Source organism: Flavobacterium ranwuense (genome assembly GCF_004349315.1).
GTDB classification, from domain to species: domain Bacteria; phylum Bacteroidota; class Bacteroidia; order Flavobacteriales; family Flavobacteriaceae; genus Flavobacterium; species Flavobacterium ranwuense.
This window is the reverse complement of the sequence record NZ_SMLH01000009.1, coordinates 118,389-138,861: the sequence shown is the minus strand read 5'-3', so window position 1 is coordinate 138,861 and position 20,473 is coordinate 118,389. Positions and strand designations below refer to the sequence as shown.

The window sequence follows — 20,473 nt, the reverse complement described above, 5'->3', positions numbered from 1 at the left end:
ATTTTTTGTTTATAACCAAAAAAAAATCCGAAACGGTAAGGCTTCGGATTAAAGATTGATTTGTAAGATTTTACTCTTTATACTCACCCATTTTACTGTATTTATCCATTCTTTGGGCTATTAATTCTTCTGTTGATAAGTCTTTTAATTCATTAAAACCTTTCATGATATATTGCTCCACCGTTTTGAAAGCAGTCTCTCTATCATAGTGTGCTCCACCTAAAGGTTCTGGAATAATATCATCAACTAATTTTTGTTTTTTCATATCAGCAGAAGTCAATTTTAATGCTTCGGCTGCTTGTTCTTTATACTCCCAACTTTTCCATAAGATCGAAGAACACGATTCTGGTGAAATAACAGAATACCAAGTGTTTTCCATCATGTATACTTTGTCACCAACTCCTATTCCTAATGCTCCTCCAGAAGCTCCTTCACCAACAATTACTGTAATGATAGGCACTTTTAAACGAATCATTTCAAATATGTTTCTGGCAATAGCTTCCCCTTGTCCACGTTCTTCTGCTTCCAATCCAGGATAGGCTCCGGGAGTGTCAATCAAAGTCAAAACAGGAATATCGAATTTCTCTGCCATTTTCATCAATCGCAATGCTTTTCTATATCCTTCAGGATTTGCCATTCCGAAATTACGGAACTGACGAGTCTTTGTATTAAATCCTTTTTGTTGACCAACAATCATAAACGATTGTCCGTCAATTTTTCCTAAACCGCCAATCATGGCTTTGTCATCTTTAAAACCTCTGTCTCCAAAAAGTTCTAAGAAAGTATCACCGCATAAAGCACGCACATGATCCATCGTATACGGACGGCTTGGATGTCTTGATAGCTGGACACGTTGCCAAGCAGTCAAGTTTTTATAAATTTTTCTTTTAGTCTCTTCTAATTTTTTGTTGATCTGTTTGCAAGTATTCGTTACATCAACATCCGATTCCTGACCAATAATAAGACATTTATCTAACTGTTCTTCTAGTTCTTTTATTGGAAGCTCAAAATCTAAATATTCCATAGGATTTTTGCGTTTTTGTTTTTATTTGGAACCGCAAATATAAAATTTTAAATCGTTCAAAAAGGTAAATTTTATATTTATGTGTAAAAATTTGCTTCTCAAAAGGTTGAGAAAGCTATTCTTATTTGTCCTTTTGATAGTGTTTTATAACTCCGTTCAGGATTACGGTGATTACTATTATTAGTGCGCCGATGTAAAACTCAAAGCTCATTTTCTCTTTTCCGCCAAGGATAAAGTACGCCAAAAAAATTCCGTATACCGGCTCTAAATTTGTGGTCAGCATTACGGTATACGGCGTTAATTTCCGCATCACTTTTACTGATGCCGTAAAAGCATACGCCGTACAAATGGAAGCCAGAATCAGTATTAAAATCCAATTATTTACCGTTAGAATAAAGAAGTCAGCGGTGAATTTTTGTTGGAACAAAAAGTAAATGGTAATAAAGAAAACACCTGCCAGAAATTCGTAAAAAGAAATCACTGAAGGTTCGTGCTTTTCTATCAATTTTCCGTTCATTAACGTAAACAAAACACCTAATAGGATAGATGCCAAGGCGTATAACATTCCTTCCAAATAGTTAATTTCGACCTTCATAATCAATGCCAAACCAGCAATAATGATAAGACCAAAAAACACTTCGTACCAAAGTACTTTTCGGCCATAAAAAACAGGCTCTAATATAGAAGCAAAAAAGGCTCCCAACGAAAAAACGGATAGTGTTATGGATACATTAGAAACATGAATGGCTTTGAAGAAAAAGATCCAATGCAAGGCTATCAGCAGTCCCACAAAAATCAATTTCAAAAACGATTTTAAAGGAATCCTAAATGATATTTTTTTGAATGCAATAAACAAGGCTAAAAACAGCCCTGCTAAAACCATGCGGTACCAAACTAAAGCATCGGCTGTAATGGTGATTAAAGCTCCTAAAATGGCAGTAAAACCCCAAATAAAAACGATCAAATGAAGGTTTAAATAACTTTTTAATTTATCGTTTTGCATTTCGTAATAAATAAATGGCTAAAATTCCAAAAGCAATATTAGGCAACCATACGGCTAACATGGGTGGAATACTCGATTTCTCGGCCAATACGCCAAAGATTTTATCAAAAAATACAAAGGCAAAAGCCAATGCAATTCCAATAGCTAAATTGGTACCCATTCCGCCTCTTCGCTTCATGGCCGAAACTGCAACGGCAATAATGGTAAGAATAAATGCCGATACCGGAACGCTATATTTTTTGTATAAAACCACCAAATACACATTAATATTGGATGATCCTCTTTCTTTTTCTTTTTTAATAAAGGCATTCAATTTCCCTAAGCTCAAGGTTTCTGCAATGTAAACCACTGGCGTTAAATCTTCTAAATCAAAAGTAAAAACAGCCTTTTTTTCAGGTAGTTTTTCAATTTTATCATTGAGTTCGCCTACCGTTCTTTTCGTATAATCATACATGGTGTACGTACTGTCTTTCGGGTTCCATTTTATTCTGGAAGCGGTAATTTTATGGACTAACTTCTGGTTTTTAAACTTTTCCAACGAAAAATTAAATGCAGTTTTAGACTCTGTATTAAAACTGTTTACGTAGATAAACTCATTATCACTAATTTGTCTGTAAACGTCCGTATTATCACCACGCATCGCTTCTTTTCCGCCCCCTTTCAAGTACGTATATCTAAAATTATTGAATCCTTCACTCGCTGCAGGAACCACAAAGAAACCCATTAGCAATACAAAAACAGAAACAATGGAAGCGCCAATTATATAAGGTCTTAAAAAACGTGTGAATGAAATTCCGGAGCTTAAAATAGCAATAATCTCCGTATCATTCGCCAGTTTTGAGGTAAACCAAATCACCGATAAAAACAAAAATATCGGAAAAAGGGAATTTGCAAAATAAACCGTAAAGTTGTAGTAATAGAGCGCAATCTCTAAAAACGGAACTTTATTTTCCAACATTTTATTGATCTTCTCGGATACGTCAACAACAATTCCTATGGGGATAAACAACAACAGCATCACCGTAAATGTGGCTAAATATCTTTTTAGGATGTATTTGTCAATTATTGTTAGCATATTTTAAATTATGAGTTATGAGTTTTGAATTATGAGCTACACGCTAACTCCTAATTTATACATCATAATAATTTTATAATCTTTGGTTCATATTTTTCACCATCATTTCTTTCCAAGGTCTGAAATCGCCTGCTAAGATATGTTTTCTGGCTTCACGAACCAACCACATATAAAAACCAAGATTGTGTATCGTGGCAATTTGTTTCCCTAAATATTCATTGGCAGCAAAAAGATGACGCAAATACGCTTTTGTATATTCAGTATCCACATACGTGATTCCCATTTCATCAATTGGAGAGAAATCAGCTTCCCACTTTTTATTTTTGATATTTATCGAACCGTTGGCCGTAAATAACATTCCGTTTCTAGCGTTTCGTGTAGGCATTACACAGTCAAACATATCAATTCCAAGGGCAATATTTTCCAAAATATTTATTGGAGTTCCCACGCCCATCAGGTATCGCGGTTTATCTTCGGGTAGGATTTCACAAACTATTTCGGTCATCGCATACATTTCCTCTGCAGGTTCCCCTACCGAAAGTCCACCAATCGCATTTCCTTGTTGGTTTGAATTCGCGATATATTCTGCTGATTGTTGGCGCAAATCTTTATAACAACTTCCTTGAACAATTGGGAAAAACGTTTGTTCGTACCCGTATTTAAAAGGCTGTGTGTCTAAATGATTGATGCAACGATCCAACCAACGGTGGGTCATTTTCATCGAACGTTTCGCATAGTTATAATCACATGGATACGGCGTACACTCATCAAAAGCCATGATAATATCGGCACCAATGGTACGCTGAATTTCCATAACATTCTCTGGCGTAAAAAAGTGGTACGAACCGTCAATATGCGATTTGAACTTCACGCCTTCTTCCTTAATTTTTCTATTCGCCGAAAGAGAATACACTTGGTATCCTCCGGAATCCGTCAAAATATTACGGTCCCAGTTCATGAATTTATGCAAACCGCCTGCTTTCTCGAGAATTTCGGTTTGTGGTCGCAAGTATAAATGGTAGGTATTTCCCAAAATAATATCTGGGTTGATGTCTTCTTTCAATTCGCGTTGATGCACCCCTTTTACAGAACCAACGGTCCCTACAGGCATAAAAATTGGGGTTTCAATCACACCGTGATCAGTGGTAACAGTTCCCGCTCTGGCTTTGGACTGCGGATCTTTTTTTAATAAATCAAACTTCATAGTAACATATTTCACCCGATTGTTCGGCTGGCAAAGATAGGTTAATTTGAAAATTAGATAATTACATAATTTAAAAATTTAATTAAGATTTGGGAAAAACGTTTTTCAGGTTTCAAAAACAGCATTTAGAACCTAATTCCAATGTTTTTTTGAGGCGTGCCCAAGCCTTCACTAGCGTTACGACTTGGTCGGGCTATTCGTTATAATCTCCCGAAGAAAAATCGGGAGGATTTCCACTGCTATCCCTCACGCAAAATAAGTGCTAATGACAACTAAAATAGTTTCCCTGTAAATTCAAAAAGCATCCAGAAAATAAAAAGTGCTTTTACAATTTGTAAGAAAATTTTAACATATTTGAAGGAGCATAAAACGAAACAAGTTGCAAAACATTTTGAATGAACCGAAGTAAATCTTTAATTTCTAATAAACGAGTTAAAGAAATAAAAAAAATTAATAATTATGAAAAAAATAATTTTAACCATAATTTTAGCTTTGACTTTCACAGTTTCTAAAGCGAATGAAAAAGAAATAATCGTAGAAGTAGTTTTTGAAAACTTAACTGGTAAAAAATTGAATTCTGGCGAATTTTTTATAACTGAAACCAATGAAAGAATTGAAATTAAAGAGACTAAAAGTTTTAAGATAACATTGCCAAATAAAGGCAAATATCAATTCGGATTTGCAACCGACGATTTTACTGCTTATACATTTTATCCATCTAGAATTACAAATAAAAAAAATATAATCACAATTCGATTATTAGAAAAGTCGGAATTGACTTTTAATACTGGAATTCTTTCTTTCCCAATAAATTTGAACACAAATCTGACATATGAAAAAATTGAACAAAGAATTGCGGAAGGAAACTTAAATTTCATTGTTCACGGAATTGACAACTCAATACCTAAAGAATTTATTCAATTTAAAGAAAAATATGGTATTGGTCTTGTAAAAGAAAATTGTGTAATTGACCCTTTATCATTTAAGAAAGCGACTGAAAACAACCAAATGATTTCAGATTTTTTAATTAAAAAATATGGAGAAGATTGGCTAAAAGAATTACCGACAAAACCTTTTGGAATAAAATAAAAATCAGACCGCGCTGATATGCCACAATCGTTAGCGCAGTTTTGCAAACTGTGCCCACAATAATGAGAAAATAGTACAACAAATTATGAGTAATTCATGGCTTTTTGTTATTTTTAAAACCAAAAATGTCTACAAAGTATAAAGTCACAACAGCCGAAGAACGAACTAAAAAATGAATCAGAGGTGATTTTAGTTGCTAAATTGGAATGGGCACAGTTTGCAAAACTGCGCTAACGATTGTTTGTAAATACAAAACGATCTGATATATAATAAACTTCTTTTTAAAATGATACTATCCTTTTTTGCAACACAAGCAGCATTTAGAGAATGGTTAGAAAAGCACCACAAAAAGGAAACCGAACTACTCGTTGGTTTCTATAAAGTGAGTAGCGACAAACCTTCCATGACTTGGTCGCAATCCGTGGATCAAGCACTTTGCTTTGGCTGGATAGACGGTGTACGAAAATCGATTGATACTGAAAGTTACAGCATTCGTTTTACGCCACGAAGAAGCACCAGTATTTGGAGTGCTATCAACATCAAAAAAGTCGAGAAACTCAGTAAAGCCGGATTAATGACTCCAGAAGGACAAAAAGCATTTGATTTACGAACAGAAAGCAAATCCCGAATTTATTCTCACGAGAAAGAACCGGTTGCTCTTGCTCCAAATTACGAAAGCCAATTTAAAATGAACCCATTAGCGTGGGACTTTTTTAACACACAAGCACCTTCTTACAAAAAGGTAATGATACATTGGATAATGACCGCAAAACAAGAAAAAACCAGAATATCACGGCTTGAAAAAACTATACAAATCAGTGAACAACAAAAACGAATGCAATAAAAAGTAAAATACTAAATAATTAAACAACCAAAATGCTTCAATTCAACCGCACTTATTTTGCTTTTACAGTATTCCTTTTTCTACTGGAAACAGCCATCGCTTTGTTTGTTCAAGACAACTTTATAAGACCTTATTTTGGAGATTTTTTAGTGGTTATGCTACTCTATTGTTTTCTGAAATCGTTTCTAAACGTTTCCGTTTGGGTCGCCGCTGGTTTTGTGTTGCTCTTTTCATTTGCTATCGAAATCGCACAATATTTTAATACGGTTGAAAAACTAGGATTACAGCACTACAAAATCGCTAAAGTAGTTCTTGGAAATTCATTTGCCTGGATGGATTTACTTGCCTATATTCTTGGCATTTTGACCGTAATTAGCATTGAAAAAACTCACTTTAAAACGACAAAATAAAATACATCGTTGCAAGAACTATCACTAAAATAAGCTATTTCACGCAGCAAATTCTTATAAAAATATCTTACGTTTGTAAGAACATTACACTAAAAATTTTAAATTATGATTCAAAAACTGTTCTCCCCAAATTCTTGGTCCGCAAATGCAACCGATTGGGCTTCGCTTATTTTACGATTAACACTTGGTTTATTGATGTTGAGTCATGGTATTCCTAAACTGATGAAGTTAATGAATGGCACAATGGAATTTGGTGACCCAATAGGCATTGGTGCTCCTGCATCATTGGCTTTGACTGTTTTTGCCGAGGTTTTGTGCTCCCTATTAATTGTAATAGGTTTGTGGACCAGATTGGCGTTGATTCCGCTAATTATTACAATGGGAGTTGCTGTGTTTGTTGTTCATATTAATGACGATCTGGGAACAATGGAATCTGCATTACTATATTTACTATCCTATTGTGCTCTATTTTTATTGGGAAGCGGTACCTATTCAATGGATGCTGTTTTGAAAAGAAAAGCATTGTAAAAAACAATTTCATATCAGTTAAATCGTATACATTTACTCCAATTAAACTGGAATGAATAAACGCTTTAAAATTGTAGAAATTATAAAATAAGGAATCATAAATGGAAAACTTAAGACCCAACGGCCAAAGAGCAAAAATTGCCATTATGTTAATATGGATTGTGCTTACAGTCGAAATAATTTCAATACTATCTGATTATTTGCAATATGATTTATTACAAACTGTTGCAAATGGCGGGCAAATCTCTACAGAAACAGCAACAGAGAATGATTTAAGACAAAAAATTATAGCAATGATTTATTTGGCAGTATTTATAATTTCGGGGATTACTTTTATACAATGGTTTAGGAGAGCCTATTACAATCTTCATCTAAAAGCAGAGAGTTTATCCTTCACCGAAGGCTGGGCTGCAGGTTGCTGGTTTGTACCAATTATATGTCTTTATAGACCCAACCAAATTATGAAAGAGTTGTATCAGGAAACTCAAAGTTTGTTATCTAAAAAGAATGAAAGTTATGTTCAAAATCTAACAACCCATTCCATTGGATGGTGGTGGGCGTTATGGATTATTTCTTCATTATTAGGCCAATTCATTTTTAGATATTCCTCGAAAGCTGAGACAATTGATGAATTGACTGTGAGTACAGTTGCTAGTCTTATTGCTTCAACAATTGGTATACCTCTCGCCATAATTACTGTAAAAGTCATTAAAGATTATTCTGAAATTGAACCTTTACTTTATGAATTGAACGATGAGGAAGAAGAAGAAAAAATCATACCTGATACTGACTTACAACCTTTAGAAAATTAATTTTTCTTATAAAAAGACCCAAATAATAACACTAATAATGATTCCAGAAAGCCTAATTGAAACTAAAAATCTGGTATTTGACAAATGCGGTTTTGAACTCCGAAATCTTGAAATAGAAAAAGAAAGTACCGAATATGGCGCCTGTAAATTTGATCTTGACACAGTCAAAATACTCTTTCGTGTTGCCAAAATTACCCCTACAAAGATTGGGCAATTTGTAACTTTTTGGAAGAGAATTGAAAAAGGACCTATCGAGCCTTACGCTATTTCAGACGAGGTTGATTTTTTTATTATAAACACTAAAAGTGACAATCAATTTGGTCAATTTATATTTCCAAAATCTGTGCTTTGTCAGCAAGGAATTATCAGTACCAATTTAAAAGAAGGAAAGCGAGCAATTCGCATTTACCCTCCTTGGGATTTGACGGTGAGCAAACAAGCACAAAAAACCCAAAAATGGCAACTGGACTATTTTTTAGAAATTCCATTGAATCAACCCCTAAATTTAGAAAGAGCGAAACAGCTTTATGCCCTGATAGATTAATAATCTTTAAAATAACAAAATGGAAGTAGCAAAAATAATTAAAGAAAAACTGGGAACTATAATCGATGTTCGCTCTTATGATGAATTTATGGGTGGTCATGTTGCTGGTTCCTTCAATATCCCTTTGAATGAGATACCACATAGAATGCAAGAAATACAGGAACTTAAAACACCTTTAATCCTTTGTTGCGCATCGGGAAATCGAAGTGGACAAGGGCAGCATTTTTTGACCCAACACGGGATTGAATGTTACAACGGCGGTTCATGGCTGAATGTCAATTATTATCAATCTCAAATCAGTTAAAAGGGAATTACTAACAACCACTCAAAACTAAAAACAGAAAGTTAATTTCTTTAAAAATCATATATTTCGTATTTACAATTAGTTAATTAACAGTTGATTAAATTTTAATATGTTTAATTTTATCAAACTTAAAATTAAGTAATCCGTTTGTAACGAATTCAGTATTACTTAGAAAAAAAAATTAATCTAAAAAACAACTATTATGAGAACCGTAATTAATAACAAAGAAAATGTGAGTGGAGTTGTAAAAGCAGGTGCAAATCCAGCACATGGCTTGAGAGATTTATTTGAAGTTGGACTAAAAGATATTTATTGGGCAGAAAAAGTATTGACTAAAACGTTGCCAAAAATGGTAAAAAATGCTTCATCACCAGAATTAGTTAACACTTTAAAAAAACAGTTAAGTGAGACACAAGAGCACGTATCACGTCTGGAAAAAATATTTGAAGTAACAAGTATTGCACCAATTGCAAAAAAATGTGATGCCATGCAAGGGATATTGAAAGAGACCAATGGCCTTATCAAAGAAACCGATATTGGTATGGTACGGGATGCGGGGATGATTGCGGCTGATCAAAAAGTAAAACATTATGAAATTACAGCCTATGGCACTTTACATGCTTTTGCTAAAACTTTAGGAGAAGACAAAGCAGCAAATCTATTGGCCATGAGCCTTGATGAAGAGAAAAAAATGGATGCTGCACTAACCGGAATTGCTGTATCTACCATCAATAGACAAGCCTTTAGAGCTGACACAATTACTAATACTTAAATATAATTATAATTTGGAGAATCTATGATTATTTTTTATTTCTCCATCTACAAAAAAGCCCGCCAAATGCGGGCTTTTTTGCGGATTATACAAAGTTAAACCGAGAATTTTATTCCAGTTAAATTCTAACGGAATCTTACATTAAATATTCCTAAAAACTTTTGCGGTAACCCTAAATAAAAATTACATTTGCACCAGTTTAACTTTTACACACAAAATGAAGCCTAACACACAACAATTAAACGATTTAACAATCCAAGTCAGAAGAGATATTCTTCGAATGGTACACGCTGTCAATTCAGGTCACCCAGGTGGTTCTCTAGGTTGTACTGAATTTCTGGTAACCTTATACCAAAACTTGATGGAACGCAAAGAAGGTTTTGATATGGACGGTATTGGAGAAGATCTTTTCTTCCTTTCAAACGGACATATTTCTCCTGTTTTCTATAGCGTTTTAGCGAGAAGCGGTTATTTTCCGGTATCGGAATTAGCAACTTTCCGTTTGATCAATTCAAGATTACAAGGTCACCCAACTACTCATGATAGTCTACCTGGAGTTAGAATTGCATCAGGTTCTCTTGGACAAGGATTATCAGTAGGGATTGGTGCTGCTCAAGCTAAAAAATTAAATGGTGATAACCATATTATTTATACGCTTCACGGAGATGGTGAGTTACAGGAAGGTCAAAACTGGGAAGCAATTATGTATGCTTCTGCAAAAAAAGTGGACAATCTTATCGCTACAATCGATTTAAACGGAAAACAAATTGATGGAACAACTGACGAGGTTTTAGCAATGGGAAGTATCCGCGCTAAATTTGAAGCTTTTGATTGGGATGTTTTAGAAATTGAAAAAGGGAATGACATCGAAGCTATCATTGCCGGAATGAATGACGCAAAATCAAGAACAGGAAAAGGAAAACCAGTTTGTGTGTTGTTGCATACTGAAATGGGTAATGGCGTAGATTTTATGATGAATACTCATGCATGGCACGGAAAAGCGCCTAATGATGCTCAACTGGAGAATGCTCTAGCACAAAACTATAATACTGGAGGCGAGTTAGACTACTAAGAATTGAGATTGTTGATTAACGATTTCTGATTTCAGAATTTTTTAATCTTTCAATTTTTTAATCTTTCAATTTTAAAAGAAAAATGAAAAAATATACAAATACAGGAAGTAAAGATACTCGTTCGGGTTTTGGAGCGGGAATGACTGAATTAGGTCAAAAGAATGAAAATGTGGTTGCACTTTGCGCTGATTTAATTGGATCATTGAAATTTGACGATTTCAAGAAAAATCACCCCGAGCGTTTTTTCCAAATTGGAATTGCCGAAGCAAATATGATTGGAATTGCAGCGGGCTTAACAGTTGGTGGTAAAATTCCTTTTACAGGAACTTTCGCTAACTTTTCTACAGGAAGAGTCTATGATCAAATTCGTCAATCAGTGGCGTATTCTGAGAAAAATGTAAAAATTTGTGCCTCACACGCTGGATTAACATTAGGTGAAGATGGCGCAACACACCAAATTCTTGAAGATATTGGATTAATGAAAATGTTACCGGGAATGACTGTAATTAACACTTGTGATTACAATCAAACCAAAGCGGCTACTTTAGCATTAGCAGATCATCATGGTCCGGCTTACTTGCGTTTTGGCCGTCCGGTTGTTCCTAATTTCATGCCAGCTGATGAGCCTTTCGTAATAGGAAAAGCGATTCTTTTAAGCGAAGGTTCTGATGTAACAATTGTTGCAACTGGACATTTAGTTTGGGAAGCTTTAATCGCAGCCGAAGCTTTAGAAGCAAAAGGTATTTCTGCTGAAGTAATCAATATCCACACCATTAAGCCATTGGATGAAGAAGCGATTTTGAAATCATTGGCAAAAACAAAATGTATTGTTACTGCTGAAGAACACAATATCCTTGGTGGTCTTGGCGAAAGCGTTTCCAGAGTATTAGCATTGAACAGTCCTGCTCCACAAGAGTTTGTAGCTGTAAATGATAGTTTTGGAGAATCTGGAACACCAGAACAATTAATGGAAAAATACAAATTGAACAATCAAGCAATTGTTGAAGCTGTAGAAAGAGTAATGAAAAGAAAATAATCTTTTTTATTTGTTTTTTACTATAAAAAACCTCGAAAGCGTAAACTTTCGAGGTTTTTTTATTTAATTGTTTGTCCCGTCCTAAAATAATAACTAAACAAAAAAATATAAATATTATTTAAAATGTTTGAGTCCAATCAAACCCATTGGAAACCTGCATTCTTAAATTTCCATCCATATTGAAATCAAAACTTTGAAATGGACCTGTACCCATTGTAGCTAATAAAATAGTTTGCGTACCACTTCCTTGATAAACATAACCATTATTTAATGATGAATACCAAGGCTCCACAAAAGCTACATTAAAATATAAAAATCGACCAGTTGTAGTATCTTCTTTGTATGTACATCTCCAAAATGAACAAGATTTATATGTCATAGAAGCTCTTAAATACATTTTTGAAGAAGATACACCATTTACAATAATAGTTTCGTTAAATACAACCATGTAATATCTTTTATCATTAGCTGAGTTCATGTATGTAACCGAACTACCATTTACATTAGGCATTGTAAGCCTACTTGTCGAAGACTCTTTAATTTTTTTTAATTTATTGTTTGCATTAAATACACTACCATAAATTTTTAAGTCATTTATTAAACCAATTAGTTCCACAGAATTTTTATCTTTATTTTCTATGTTTAGCTCATAAAGATTAATACCATTAAGCCAAAGCACTTTGCCATTAATCTTAAACTTTGATTCATCATTAACAATTGCTTTTAAAGCATCAGAATAAATAATACGAGTATTATCTATTATACTATCCTGAATACCCTCAGAAACAATCGAAGTATTTAGAAGAGAAGTATGTCCTTTTTTTGAAATCCATCCTTTAATTTCTTTTGTGCTCTTCAATTCTGACAATGCTGAATATTCTTTAATAAATGACTTATCATCCTTGTAAGATAACAATTTCCCATCTAAAAAGGACGATGAAGTCTCCGCTATAGAATCGGTAGATTCAACCTGATCCTGACTACAGGATACAAAAACAACAGAAACCAATAAAACTAATAATTTTTTCATTTTTTATATATTTAATATTAATCCTACAAACGTACAATTATATTTTTCAAAAAAGTAAGAAAATTATGTTTTTTTTATAAATATATTCTTTAATAAAAAAATATCATAAGGTAACAAAAAAAAGGCTTTCCAAAATTACCTATTGGAAAGCCTTTACTATTTAATATATTCTTATCAGTGACAGTTTTTATCTAAATATTTTTTGATTCTTACAGGATCAGTGGTATTTCCAGCACAACTTGGTATGTCTATAAAAGGAATTAAAACGCCATTAGCACCTGTAATTTCTAATTTTGTACTAAATCCATCTCCATCATCATCTATATCTACAAAATTAGGAATACCATCTTTATCAGTGTCATCCGGATTTACAACACCAGTTGCTAATACTCGCATATAGCCATCACCATCCAGATCCTCTAGATAGGACGGAATACCGTCTCTGTCTTGATCCATCCTTTGCATTTCATATAATTTGAAACTAAAAACTAAAGGTGCATAAGCTGGAATACTAGCACTTCCTGAGCTATAATACCCTAATCCTGACGGAATAAACATCACTCCCGCTCCAAAATCTTTATGAGTTACCGTTCCATCAGCATTAGAAGTATAGGTTCCTGTTTTAAATTGAGGAAAAGCTTCACCCCATCCAGTTATGGTGCCTGGCAAATTTAGCTCTGGTTTTGGATATAAATTTAACATCCCTTGAGGAAATGGAACATCTGTAAATTGTGTAGCAGTAAGTGTTGTGACTTCAGAAACCGTTTGACGTTCTAAATAATTCCCCTTATATGATGTTAATAAATCATCAACATTACATGGAGACTGTCCCACCCCTTCTCTTAGCACTAAATAATACAACTTATAAGTTATATTATGAAGACTAACATCTCTACTCAAAAGTTTAGGAAAAGTGGCGCTATTCAAATAAGAATAAATAGACGGTTGAGCTCCGCCTGTTGTAATTTTTGTAAAAGTAACATCTTGATCATCTGGAAAACCTGCGTGATTAACAACAGTTATAGAATAATTTTTTAAATATTCTTCAATATCAGTTAAATCAGTAGCAAATTGTACTGCATAATCTCTAGGAGGCGTTATATCTGCTGCATCATTATCTTTTGAACATGAAAATAAAGAGACAGTTGTAATTAATAGAATAAAATAATACTTAAATTTGTTCATTATAGCTAAATTTTTAAGTGCGCAAGATACAATATTGATTGATTTTTGTAAACTATTTAACTCCGATTTTAGAAAATTTATGAGAATAGATAAATATTTATGGTGCATGCGGTATTATAAAACCAGAAATATGGTCACCGAAGCCTGTAAAAAGAATCATGTGACTGTAAATGGTCTTGTTGCCAAGCCATCAAAAGAGGTTTTTCCTACTGATAAAATTACGTTTCGGAAAGACCAAATTACCCAAATCATTACCGTTCTGGATATACCAGAGAATCGTGTTGGAGCTAAATTAGTTGATATCTATCGAAGAAATGATACTCCGGCAGAAGCCTATCAACATTTAGAACTACTGAAATTATCCAAAGAGCATTATCGAAAAAATGGCACAGGAAGACCTACCAAAAAAGACAGAAGAGATATCGATGAATTTGGGAATGAAATAATTACTAAAGAGGATGACGAGTAAAACTACAGCATTACTTTTTTAACCTATCAAAATGATTATTTCAATTTTAAACAGTAAACCGTTAAACAACAAACTAAAATAATGAGCAAAAATATCATCTTAACGAATCAAGAAATCGAGCATAAAATAAAAAGAATTGCTTACCAAATCTATGAAACATTTGTAGATGAAGAAGAAATTGTAATCGCAGGAATTGCCACTAACGGTTTTACATTTGCAAAAAAAATAGCTTTGGTTTTAGAAACCATTTCTCCCCTTAAAGTTTCGCTTTGCGAAGTACAAATTAATAAACAAAATCCCGAATTACCAATCCACACTTCCTTATCAAAAGAACAGTACGCCAATAAAGGCTTAGTTCTTGTTGATGATGTATTAAATTCAGGCACCACATTAATTTATGCAGTGAGGCATTTTATAGACGTTCCTTTGAAAAAATTTAAAACCGCAGTGCTTGTTGATAGAAACCACAAAAAGTATCCTGTAAAAGCTGATTTTAAAGGCATATCTCTTTCAACATCATTATTGGAGCATGTGCAAGTAGTTTTTGATGAGAACGATGATAATTATGCCTATTTAAGCTAAAATTGTAACAATATCAAGTACGGTTTGGTCGATTGTCTTATCGTCAACAACAACCTTATATTGTGCTTGATTGTAATAAAAGCTTCTGTCAAAAAGATGCTTAGCAATAAACTCTTTCATCTCAGCGTCGCTTTTATTTGCAATAAGAGGACGCTTACTTTTATTATGGCTCAATCTATTGAACAAAGTATCTATTGAAGCTTTGAGGTAAACAGATACTACATTATCGCCTTTTAGCAACTCATGATTATTGGCATAACATGGAGTTCCTCCACCTAAACCTATGATTAATTGTTCCGGCGAATTCAATAATTCGATAAAAACTTCGTGTTCTAACTTTCTAAAATAAATTTCTCCGTGCTTTTCAAAAATGGCATTTATGGACAAATTTACTTTCTCTTCAATCTTTTTATCCAAATCCACAAAAGGGATTTCGATATTTTTTGACAACTTATTTGCAATTGTGGACTTACCACAACCCATATAACCCAATAATATAATTTTTTTCATCTGAATAAAACCTTACAAATTAAGGTGTTGAGTGATTTTGTTAAAAAAAGACAAATTTATAATAAAATTGCTTGGAAAACTCCAAAATAAGTCCTTATATTTGCACCCGCATTCAAGGAAAGAATATGACTCGATAGCTCAGTTGGTAGAGCACATCACTTTTAATGATGGGGTCCTGGGTTCGAGCCCCAGTCGGGTCACAAATTTTGTGATCAACACATACTTTTCTTGAAGCATTGACTCGATAGCTCAGTTGGTAGAGCACATCACTTTTAATGATGGGGTCCTGGGTTCGAGCCCCAGTCGGGTCACAAAAGGTCGAGTAATTTATTACTTGACCTTTTCTTTTTTAAGGCCACGTGGAGAAACGGTAGACTTGCCAGCTTGAGGGGCTGGTGCTCGCAAGGGCGTGTGGGTTCAAATCCCACCGTGGTCACATCATAAATTAAAAAAACTAACGCAACCCCAATAAACAAAGGAGTTGCGTTTTTTTATACTAAATATTTAAACGACAATGCACACGACAACTATCGATTTACAACTTCAATCTTGTATTATTAGGTTGGTGCGGTATTATAAAGTTCCTTCAAGTTCAATCAAAAAAAATATTATTATCAAAAAAACCATCGATAAACTCCCCGTAATAAAAAAAAATGCCCCTAAATAGAGGAATCTCTTATCGTTTTTGTTTTCTTTTCTCATGCCTTATTATTCCCTTCTACTAACCATTTCTTTACCTTTTGATGCAATATAAACTTCCAAAACATAACAAATTGTGAGTATGTCTATTGCAAAATAACAACCAAAAAACTGTTTCCACAATACCCCCTTTAGGTGATATTTCATTTAATAATAAACGAGTGGATAAGCAAAAAAAAACAATACTTTAAACAAAAAAAAGGAGATGCCTTCATCATCAGAGCTAATATAAACAACATAGTGAAGGACAACAAAGCGTCATTGATGATTGTTCAACGTTCCAATTGAAGTCAAAAAGCGGGCTTACCTAGCGTTTTATTAAAGCTATAGAATACGGAAGCAAATGTGATATTAAAAACATAAAAATGTTTTGCAAGTAATTGCATTTCTATACTCATTATAAAATCAATACCAACAAAAAAAGCGTCTTGACATACTATCAAGACGCTTTTTTTATGATTTAAGAATGCGTTTATTTCATTAACTGCTGCAAAGGCTTCAACTGCTCTAAATCAATATTAGATTGCTGTAAAACGCTCATCATAGTCATAATATTAGCAGGATTCATATCCTTGCCTAAAATTCGAACAATAGCAAAACCATTTTCCTTTTTATTAGCAAAGAACACAAACTCTTCAATATGCTCATCAGTCCCTACAAAGCTCACCGAAGCACCTTCTTTACCTGAGCCAAACTTCATAAGCTGTTGGTACTTTTTGTCTTTTAGAATCAAATTAACTTTGGCGCGTTCAATTTCAAATTCCGCTTTATTCTTACCATTTAATTTGAAAGCCAAAACATTCATCTTGTCAAACGACTTCAAAGCATCACTCTGTGCCATTGATAATTTTGTTTTATCAACATTCAAAATATTAGGTGACATATCAAGAGCGATAAAATTTTTGTTTTCGGTATTTTCCACAAAATACTTTTGCAAGGTTGGTTCCGAGTTACAACTCATCAGAAACAAACTCAATAGCAGTGCTAATCCATAAACAGTTTTCATCTTATTTTTTTCCTTTAGTTGCTTTCTTCAAATCTTCTCCTCCAGGAATTTTCATCTTATTAGTCAGAACAGAAAGTTCATCTAAATCGAAATTACCTTTCAAAGACATTAAAACGGTATCGTCATTTTTAGCCCCTTCAATAAACATAAACAACTCTCTTATTTGCGAATCACTTGCCCCTGATTTTACTAAAATTTTAATGCTTCTACCACTTTCATTCACACGCATTAGTTCTTCTAATTCTGCTGTTTTTATGTATTTATCGGCTACAGCTTTCATTTCGCCTTCTATTCTGGCACTTTTAGTAGTAAATACTTTCAAATCATCCAGTTTTTTTATCAAACTCAAGTATTGTTGTGTTTCCCTATCAGAAGTATCCATTTTTACTTTACTCATCAAGTCAAACATTTTTTTATTGACAATGATAGATGTTACGCCTTCTTGTCCGTCGAATTTATCAAAAGTCGCCTGTGCAAAAAATGTACTTGAAACTAATGCAAATACTAATGTGAGTATGATTTTTTTACTCTTATTGAAATTATTGCTCATTTTGTTGTTATTGATTGTTGATTTCATTTTTTTTAAATTGTTATGGTTTAAAATTATTTTTTTTTGTTTTTACTGTTTACTCAAGGCAATTAAGAACCACCGGACTGTTTTTTAGTATTAATGAATATTTTGTCTTTTGTGGTTTGATATTCTTGAATATACTGTACACTTTCTATGCCAACATTTACATTATCTGACAATAATGACAATGCTTTTTGAGTTGCTCTGAAAGCCTCTTCAGGATCGTCATACGTTCCTAAATCCTGACTTTTATTTACAACATCAGCACTATAATAAGCATAGGCTCCTATTCCCAGCAAAACAACAACTGAAGCCGCAATTGATATCCACGCAACATTACGTTTTTTAGATTGTGGTGGAATTTCTGGCGTAAACTGATGGGCTGCCGCAAGAGAGAAATACCCAAATATGGGTTTGTATTGTTCTAAATGCTGCGCAACATTCGATGAAGAAAAATAATTACGTAATTCATTTTCTTCTGCAATACTGGTTTCTCCCTGAAAGTATTTTTCTAATAAATTTTCTATTTTAACTAATTCCATAATTGTGTGTTTCTGTCATATAATCCCGTATCGTTTTCCTTGCTCTTGAAAGCGCCACCCGAATCGCGCTCTCATTCATGTCGAGTATTTTTGCAATTTCTTCAAATTCATACTGCTCAATATCCCGCATTTGAATTATTAATCTTTGCTGAACGGGTAATTTATCCATTATTTTCTCAACCCAATTCAAACTGTCCAAATCTTCCATTTTCTTCTCCAGACCCGGTTCTCTATCTACATAATTTGTATGAACGATTTTTAGATTTCCGGTTCTTTTCGATTTTAGCTGGTCCAAACAATAATTTTTTGTCATTGTCATTGCAAATGCTTCTACGCTGCTGTACCCCGCTAAATTTCCATTTTTACTCCATAATTTCACCAAAACTTCTTGAGTAGCGTCTTCGGCTTCCTCAGTACTTACGAGCAATCGCTTAGCCAGCCTAAAGACTTTGTCTTTAAAAGGAGTGACGAGTAGCACAAACTCATTTTGGTTCATAAAAAATTAGGTTTTTAAACTGGTTATATAATGTAGACGATTCATTTTTATTTTTGCAACAAAAAACATAAAATAAAACTAAAGTTACTATTTTTACGTTAATTATATTAAAACCTACATATGAGAACAAGTTTCAAAATTACGCTTTTATTATTTATAGCAGCTTTCACTTTCCAAAGCTGTCAAGACAATGATGATGTTGCACCACCAGCCAGTTTAGATATTCAAGATTTTATTTGGAAAGGACTCAATCAATATTACTTATGGCAGGCAGATGTTCCAAATTTATCAGATGATCGATTTGCAGATCAAACTGCATTAAATACGTTTCTAAAAGGATATCCAGTTCCTGAAGATTTGTTTGACGCGCTTAGAGTTGACAAAACTATTGATCGATTCAGTTGGATTGTAGATGATTATTTAGAACTGGAAGGAACACTTCAAGGAACTACTAAAAATAACGGTATTGATTTTGGTTTAAGCAAAAAACCTGGAAGCACTACTGAAATATTTGGTTATGTTCGTTATATCATTGCAAATTCAGATGCATCGAACAAGAACATCAAACGTGGTGATTTCTTTACTGCCGTAAATGGAACTCAACTTACTTTGAGCAATTATGAGGCACTATTGTTTGGTGCAAACGAAACTTACACCTTAAATCTAGCGGATTATAACGGAACTACTATTGTTGCCAACGGAAAATCAGTAGAATTAACGAAAACCGTTTTATCTGAAAATCCAATTTTAATCAACAAAGTAATAACTTCCGGTTCACATAAAATAGGATATTTAATGTACAATGGTTTTTATGCTAATTATGATACGCAATTGAACGATGCTTTTGCTTCTCTAAAATCACAAGGAGTTACCGACTTAGTTTTAGACTTACGCTACAATGGTGGTGGTTCTGTACAAACTGCTACACGATTAGCGAGTATGATTACGGGACAATTTACCGGAAAGGTATTTGCAAAGCAACAATGGAATGCTAAAATTAATGCGTATTTTGAAACTAACAATCCAGCAGCTTTAATAAATAGCTTTACTGACAAAATAGGAACTACCGCAATAAACAGTTTAAACTTGACTAAAGTTTATATCTTGACTAGCGCAAGTTCAGCATCAGCTAGTGAACTTGTTATCAACGGATTAGAGCCTCACATCAATGTAATACAAATTGGCGATGTAACTGTAGGGAAAAATGTTGGGTCAGTTACACTATATGACTCTCCTACTTTTGGTTCAGAAAACAGAAACCCAAACCACAGATATGCCATGCAACCGATTGTATTAAAAATTGTGAATTCAAATGGTTTTGGAGATTATTTCAATGGATTACAACCTGATTATTTAATAAAAGAAACAATTAGTACTTATGGCGTTCTTGGAGACACTGCTGAGCCTTTATTGAGTACCGCTATTGGAAAAATAACCGGAACATCCAGAATGTTGAAACAAAGCACTGGTGTAGATTTTGAGTTTTTTAAAGATTCGAAATCAATAAAAGGAATCCAAAATCAGATGTATATTGAGAAAGCTCCAGAAGGACTTTTGAAAGCATTGGAATAAAATTGATTTCATAAATTATAAAAAAAAGAGGCTTTCATCACTGAAAGCCTCTTTTTTTTATAATCCAAAATTAAAGAATCCGATTTTTCCCAA

The 20,473-nt window shown here is 33.5% G+C and carries 24 protein-coding genes and 3 tRNA genes; 16 read left to right on the top strand and 11 right to left on the bottom strand.

Going from position 1 to position 20,473, the window contains the following annotated elements:
• Positions 1–70 precede the first annotated feature (70 nt).
• The 4 genes from E0I61_RS13930 to tgt all read right to left on the bottom strand — a co-directional run bounded on the left by E0I61_RS13930 (position 71) and on the right by tgt (position 4,306).
• On the bottom strand, positions 71–1,024 hold the full coding sequence (locus E0I61_RS13930; protein ID WP_131992660.1) for an acetyl-CoA carboxylase carboxyltransferase subunit alpha: 954 nt from the start codon (positions 1,022–1,024) through the stop codon (positions 71–73).
• Positions 1,025–1,145: 121 nt separating this feature from the next.
• On the bottom strand, positions 1,146–2,027 hold the full coding sequence (locus E0I61_RS13925) for a DMT family transporter (RefSeq protein ID WP_132072139.1): 882 nt from the start codon (positions 2,025–2,027) through the stop codon (positions 1,146–1,148).
• Positions 2,014–3,102, bottom strand: coding sequence for an LptF/LptG family permease (locus E0I61_RS13920; RefSeq protein WP_131992666.1), 1,089 nt, complete (start codon positions 3,100–3,102; stop codon positions 2,014–2,016). Before E0I61_RS13920 ends, E0I61_RS13925 begins: the two co-directional genes overlap by 14 nt.
• A gap of 73 nt (positions 3,103–3,175) precedes the next feature.
• Positions 3,176–4,306, bottom strand: a complete 1,131-nt coding sequence (gene tgt, locus E0I61_RS13915; protein WP_132072137.1) for a tRNA guanosine(34) transglycosylase Tgt — start codon at positions 4,304–4,306, stop codon at positions 3,176–3,178.
• A 459-nt stretch (positions 4,307–4,765) separates the two neighbouring features.
• On the opposite strand from tgt, the gene E0I61_RS13910 reads away from it, so the two are divergent.
• From E0I61_RS13910 to E0I61_RS13865, 10 genes are all read left to right on the top strand, one after another.
• Positions 4,766–5,395: an FEKKY domain-containing protein gene (locus tag E0I61_RS13910; protein WP_132072135.1), complete on the top strand. Its 630-nt coding sequence runs from the start codon at positions 4,766–4,768 to the stop codon at positions 5,393–5,395.
• A 286-nt stretch (positions 5,396–5,681) separates the two neighbouring features.
• Positions 5,682–6,239, top strand: a complete 558-nt coding sequence (locus E0I61_RS13905) for a YdeI/OmpD-associated family protein (RefSeq protein WP_132072133.1) — start codon at positions 5,682–5,684, stop codon at positions 6,237–6,239.
• 32 nt (positions 6,240–6,271) lie between these two features.
• On the top strand, positions 6,272–6,649 hold the full coding sequence (locus tag E0I61_RS13900; RefSeq protein WP_132072131.1) for a ribosomal maturation YjgA family protein: 378 nt from the start codon (positions 6,272–6,274) through the stop codon (positions 6,647–6,649).
• A gap of 105 nt (positions 6,650–6,754) precedes the next feature.
• A complete protein-coding gene (locus E0I61_RS13895; protein WP_132072129.1) occupies positions 6,755–7,177 on the top strand; it encodes a DoxX family protein in 423 nt (140 codons plus the stop codon).
• A 101-nt stretch (positions 7,178–7,278) separates the two neighbouring features.
• Positions 7,279–7,989 (top strand): DUF4328 domain-containing protein, encoded by a 711-nt coding sequence (locus tag E0I61_RS13890; protein ID WP_132072127.1) that lies wholly within the window; start codon positions 7,279–7,281, stop codon positions 7,987–7,989.
• 37 nt (positions 7,990–8,026) lie between these two features.
• Complete coding sequence (locus tag E0I61_RS13885) at positions 8,027–8,533, top strand: MepB family protein (protein WP_132072125.1); 507 nt, start codon at positions 8,027–8,029, stop codon at positions 8,531–8,533.
• A gap of 19 nt (positions 8,534–8,552) precedes the next feature.
• The gene (locus E0I61_RS13880; RefSeq protein ID WP_132072123.1) at positions 8,553–8,837 is read left to right on the top strand and encodes a rhodanese-like domain-containing protein; all 285 of its coding nucleotides are present in this window, start codon (positions 8,553–8,555) and stop codon (positions 8,835–8,837) included.
• A gap of 202 nt (positions 8,838–9,039) precedes the next feature.
• On the top strand, positions 9,040–9,609 hold the full coding sequence (locus E0I61_RS13875; RefSeq protein ID WP_131992693.1) for a YciE/YciF ferroxidase family protein: 570 nt from the start codon (positions 9,040–9,042) through the stop codon (positions 9,607–9,609).
• A 217-nt stretch (positions 9,610–9,826) separates the two neighbouring features.
• Positions 9,827–10,681 (top strand): transketolase, encoded by an 855-nt coding sequence (locus E0I61_RS13870; protein ID WP_131992696.1) that lies wholly within the window; start codon positions 9,827–9,829, stop codon positions 10,679–10,681.
• 83 nt (positions 10,682–10,764) lie between these two features.
• Complete coding sequence (locus E0I61_RS13865; protein ID WP_131992699.1) at positions 10,765–11,718, top strand: transketolase family protein; 954 nt, start codon at positions 10,765–10,767, stop codon at positions 11,716–11,718.
• 118 nt (positions 11,719–11,836) lie between these two features.
• Here E0I61_RS13865 and E0I61_RS13860 read toward each other — a convergent pair whose 3' ends face one another.
• Positions 11,837–12,748, bottom strand: a complete 912-nt coding sequence (locus E0I61_RS13860) for a hypothetical protein (RefSeq protein WP_132072121.1) — start codon at positions 12,746–12,748, stop codon at positions 11,837–11,839.
• 174 nt (positions 12,749–12,922) lie between these two features.
• The gene (locus tag E0I61_RS13855; protein WP_132072119.1) at positions 12,923–13,933 is read right to left on the bottom strand and encodes an FKBP-type peptidyl-prolyl cis-trans isomerase; all 1,011 of its coding nucleotides are present in this window, start codon (positions 13,931–13,933) and stop codon (positions 12,923–12,925) included.
• A 79-nt stretch (positions 13,934–14,012) separates the two neighbouring features.
• Between E0I61_RS13855 and E0I61_RS13850 the strand changes: the two genes are divergently transcribed.
• The gene (locus E0I61_RS13850) at positions 14,013–14,402 is read left to right on the top strand and encodes an RNA-binding S4 domain-containing protein (protein ID WP_131992705.1); all 390 of its coding nucleotides are present in this window, start codon (positions 14,013–14,015) and stop codon (positions 14,400–14,402) included.
• Positions 14,403–14,483: 81 nt separating this feature from the next.
• Complete coding sequence (locus tag E0I61_RS13845; RefSeq protein WP_131992708.1) at positions 14,484–14,984, top strand: phosphoribosyltransferase family protein; 501 nt, start codon at positions 14,484–14,486, stop codon at positions 14,982–14,984.
• On the opposite strand, the gene E0I61_RS13840 is transcribed toward E0I61_RS13845, so the two are convergent.
• A complete protein-coding gene (locus E0I61_RS13840; RefSeq protein ID WP_132072117.1) occupies positions 14,976–15,494 on the bottom strand; it encodes a shikimate kinase in 519 nt (172 codons plus the stop codon). The two genes, E0I61_RS13845 and E0I61_RS13840, sit on opposite strands and share 9 nt — an antisense overlap.
• 127 nt (positions 15,495–15,621) lie before the next feature.
• On the opposite strand from E0I61_RS13840, the gene E0I61_RS13835 reads away from it, so the two are divergent.
• The 3 genes from E0I61_RS13835 (at position 15,622) to E0I61_RS13825 (ending at position 15,930) form a co-directional block, all read left to right on the top strand.
• Positions 15,622–15,694 (top strand) — tRNA-Lys (locus E0I61_RS13835).
• 38 nt (positions 15,695–15,732) lie between these two features.
• Positions 15,733–15,805, top strand: a tRNA-Lys gene (locus tag E0I61_RS13830).
• Between the two features lie 42 nt (positions 15,806–15,847).
• Positions 15,848–15,930, top strand: a tRNA-Leu gene (locus tag E0I61_RS13825).
• Positions 15,931–16,665: 735 nt separating this feature from the next.
• On the opposite strand, the gene E0I61_RS13820 is transcribed toward E0I61_RS13825, so the two are convergent.
• The 4 genes from E0I61_RS13820 to E0I61_RS13805 form a co-directional block, all read right to left on the bottom strand.
• On the bottom strand, positions 16,666–17,199 hold the full coding sequence (locus E0I61_RS13820) for a DUF4252 domain-containing protein (RefSeq protein WP_132072115.1): 534 nt from the start codon (positions 17,197–17,199) through the stop codon (positions 16,666–16,668).
• A 1-nt stretch (position 17,200) separates the two neighbouring features.
• Positions 17,201–17,776 carry a DUF4252 domain-containing protein gene (locus E0I61_RS13815; protein WP_235832129.1) on the bottom strand — a complete coding sequence of 192 codons (576 nt, stop codon included), beginning with the start codon at positions 17,774–17,776 and terminating at the stop codon, positions 17,201–17,203.
• A 62-nt stretch (positions 17,777–17,838) separates the two neighbouring features.
• Entirely contained in the window at positions 17,839–18,312 is a 474-nt protein-coding gene (locus tag E0I61_RS13810; protein ID WP_132072113.1) for a hypothetical protein, read from the bottom strand.
• Positions 18,299–18,808, bottom strand: coding sequence for an RNA polymerase sigma factor (locus E0I61_RS13805; RefSeq protein ID WP_131992720.1), 510 nt, complete (start codon positions 18,806–18,808; stop codon positions 18,299–18,301). Before E0I61_RS13805 ends, E0I61_RS13810 begins: the two co-directional genes overlap by 14 nt.
• A 120-nt stretch (positions 18,809–18,928) precedes the next feature.
• On the opposite strand from E0I61_RS13805, the gene E0I61_RS13800 reads away from it, so the two are divergent.
• Positions 18,929–20,380, top strand: coding sequence for a S41 family peptidase (locus tag E0I61_RS13800; protein ID WP_132072111.1), 1,452 nt, complete (start codon positions 18,929–18,931; stop codon positions 20,378–20,380).
• Positions 20,381–20,473 lie beyond the last annotated feature (93 nt).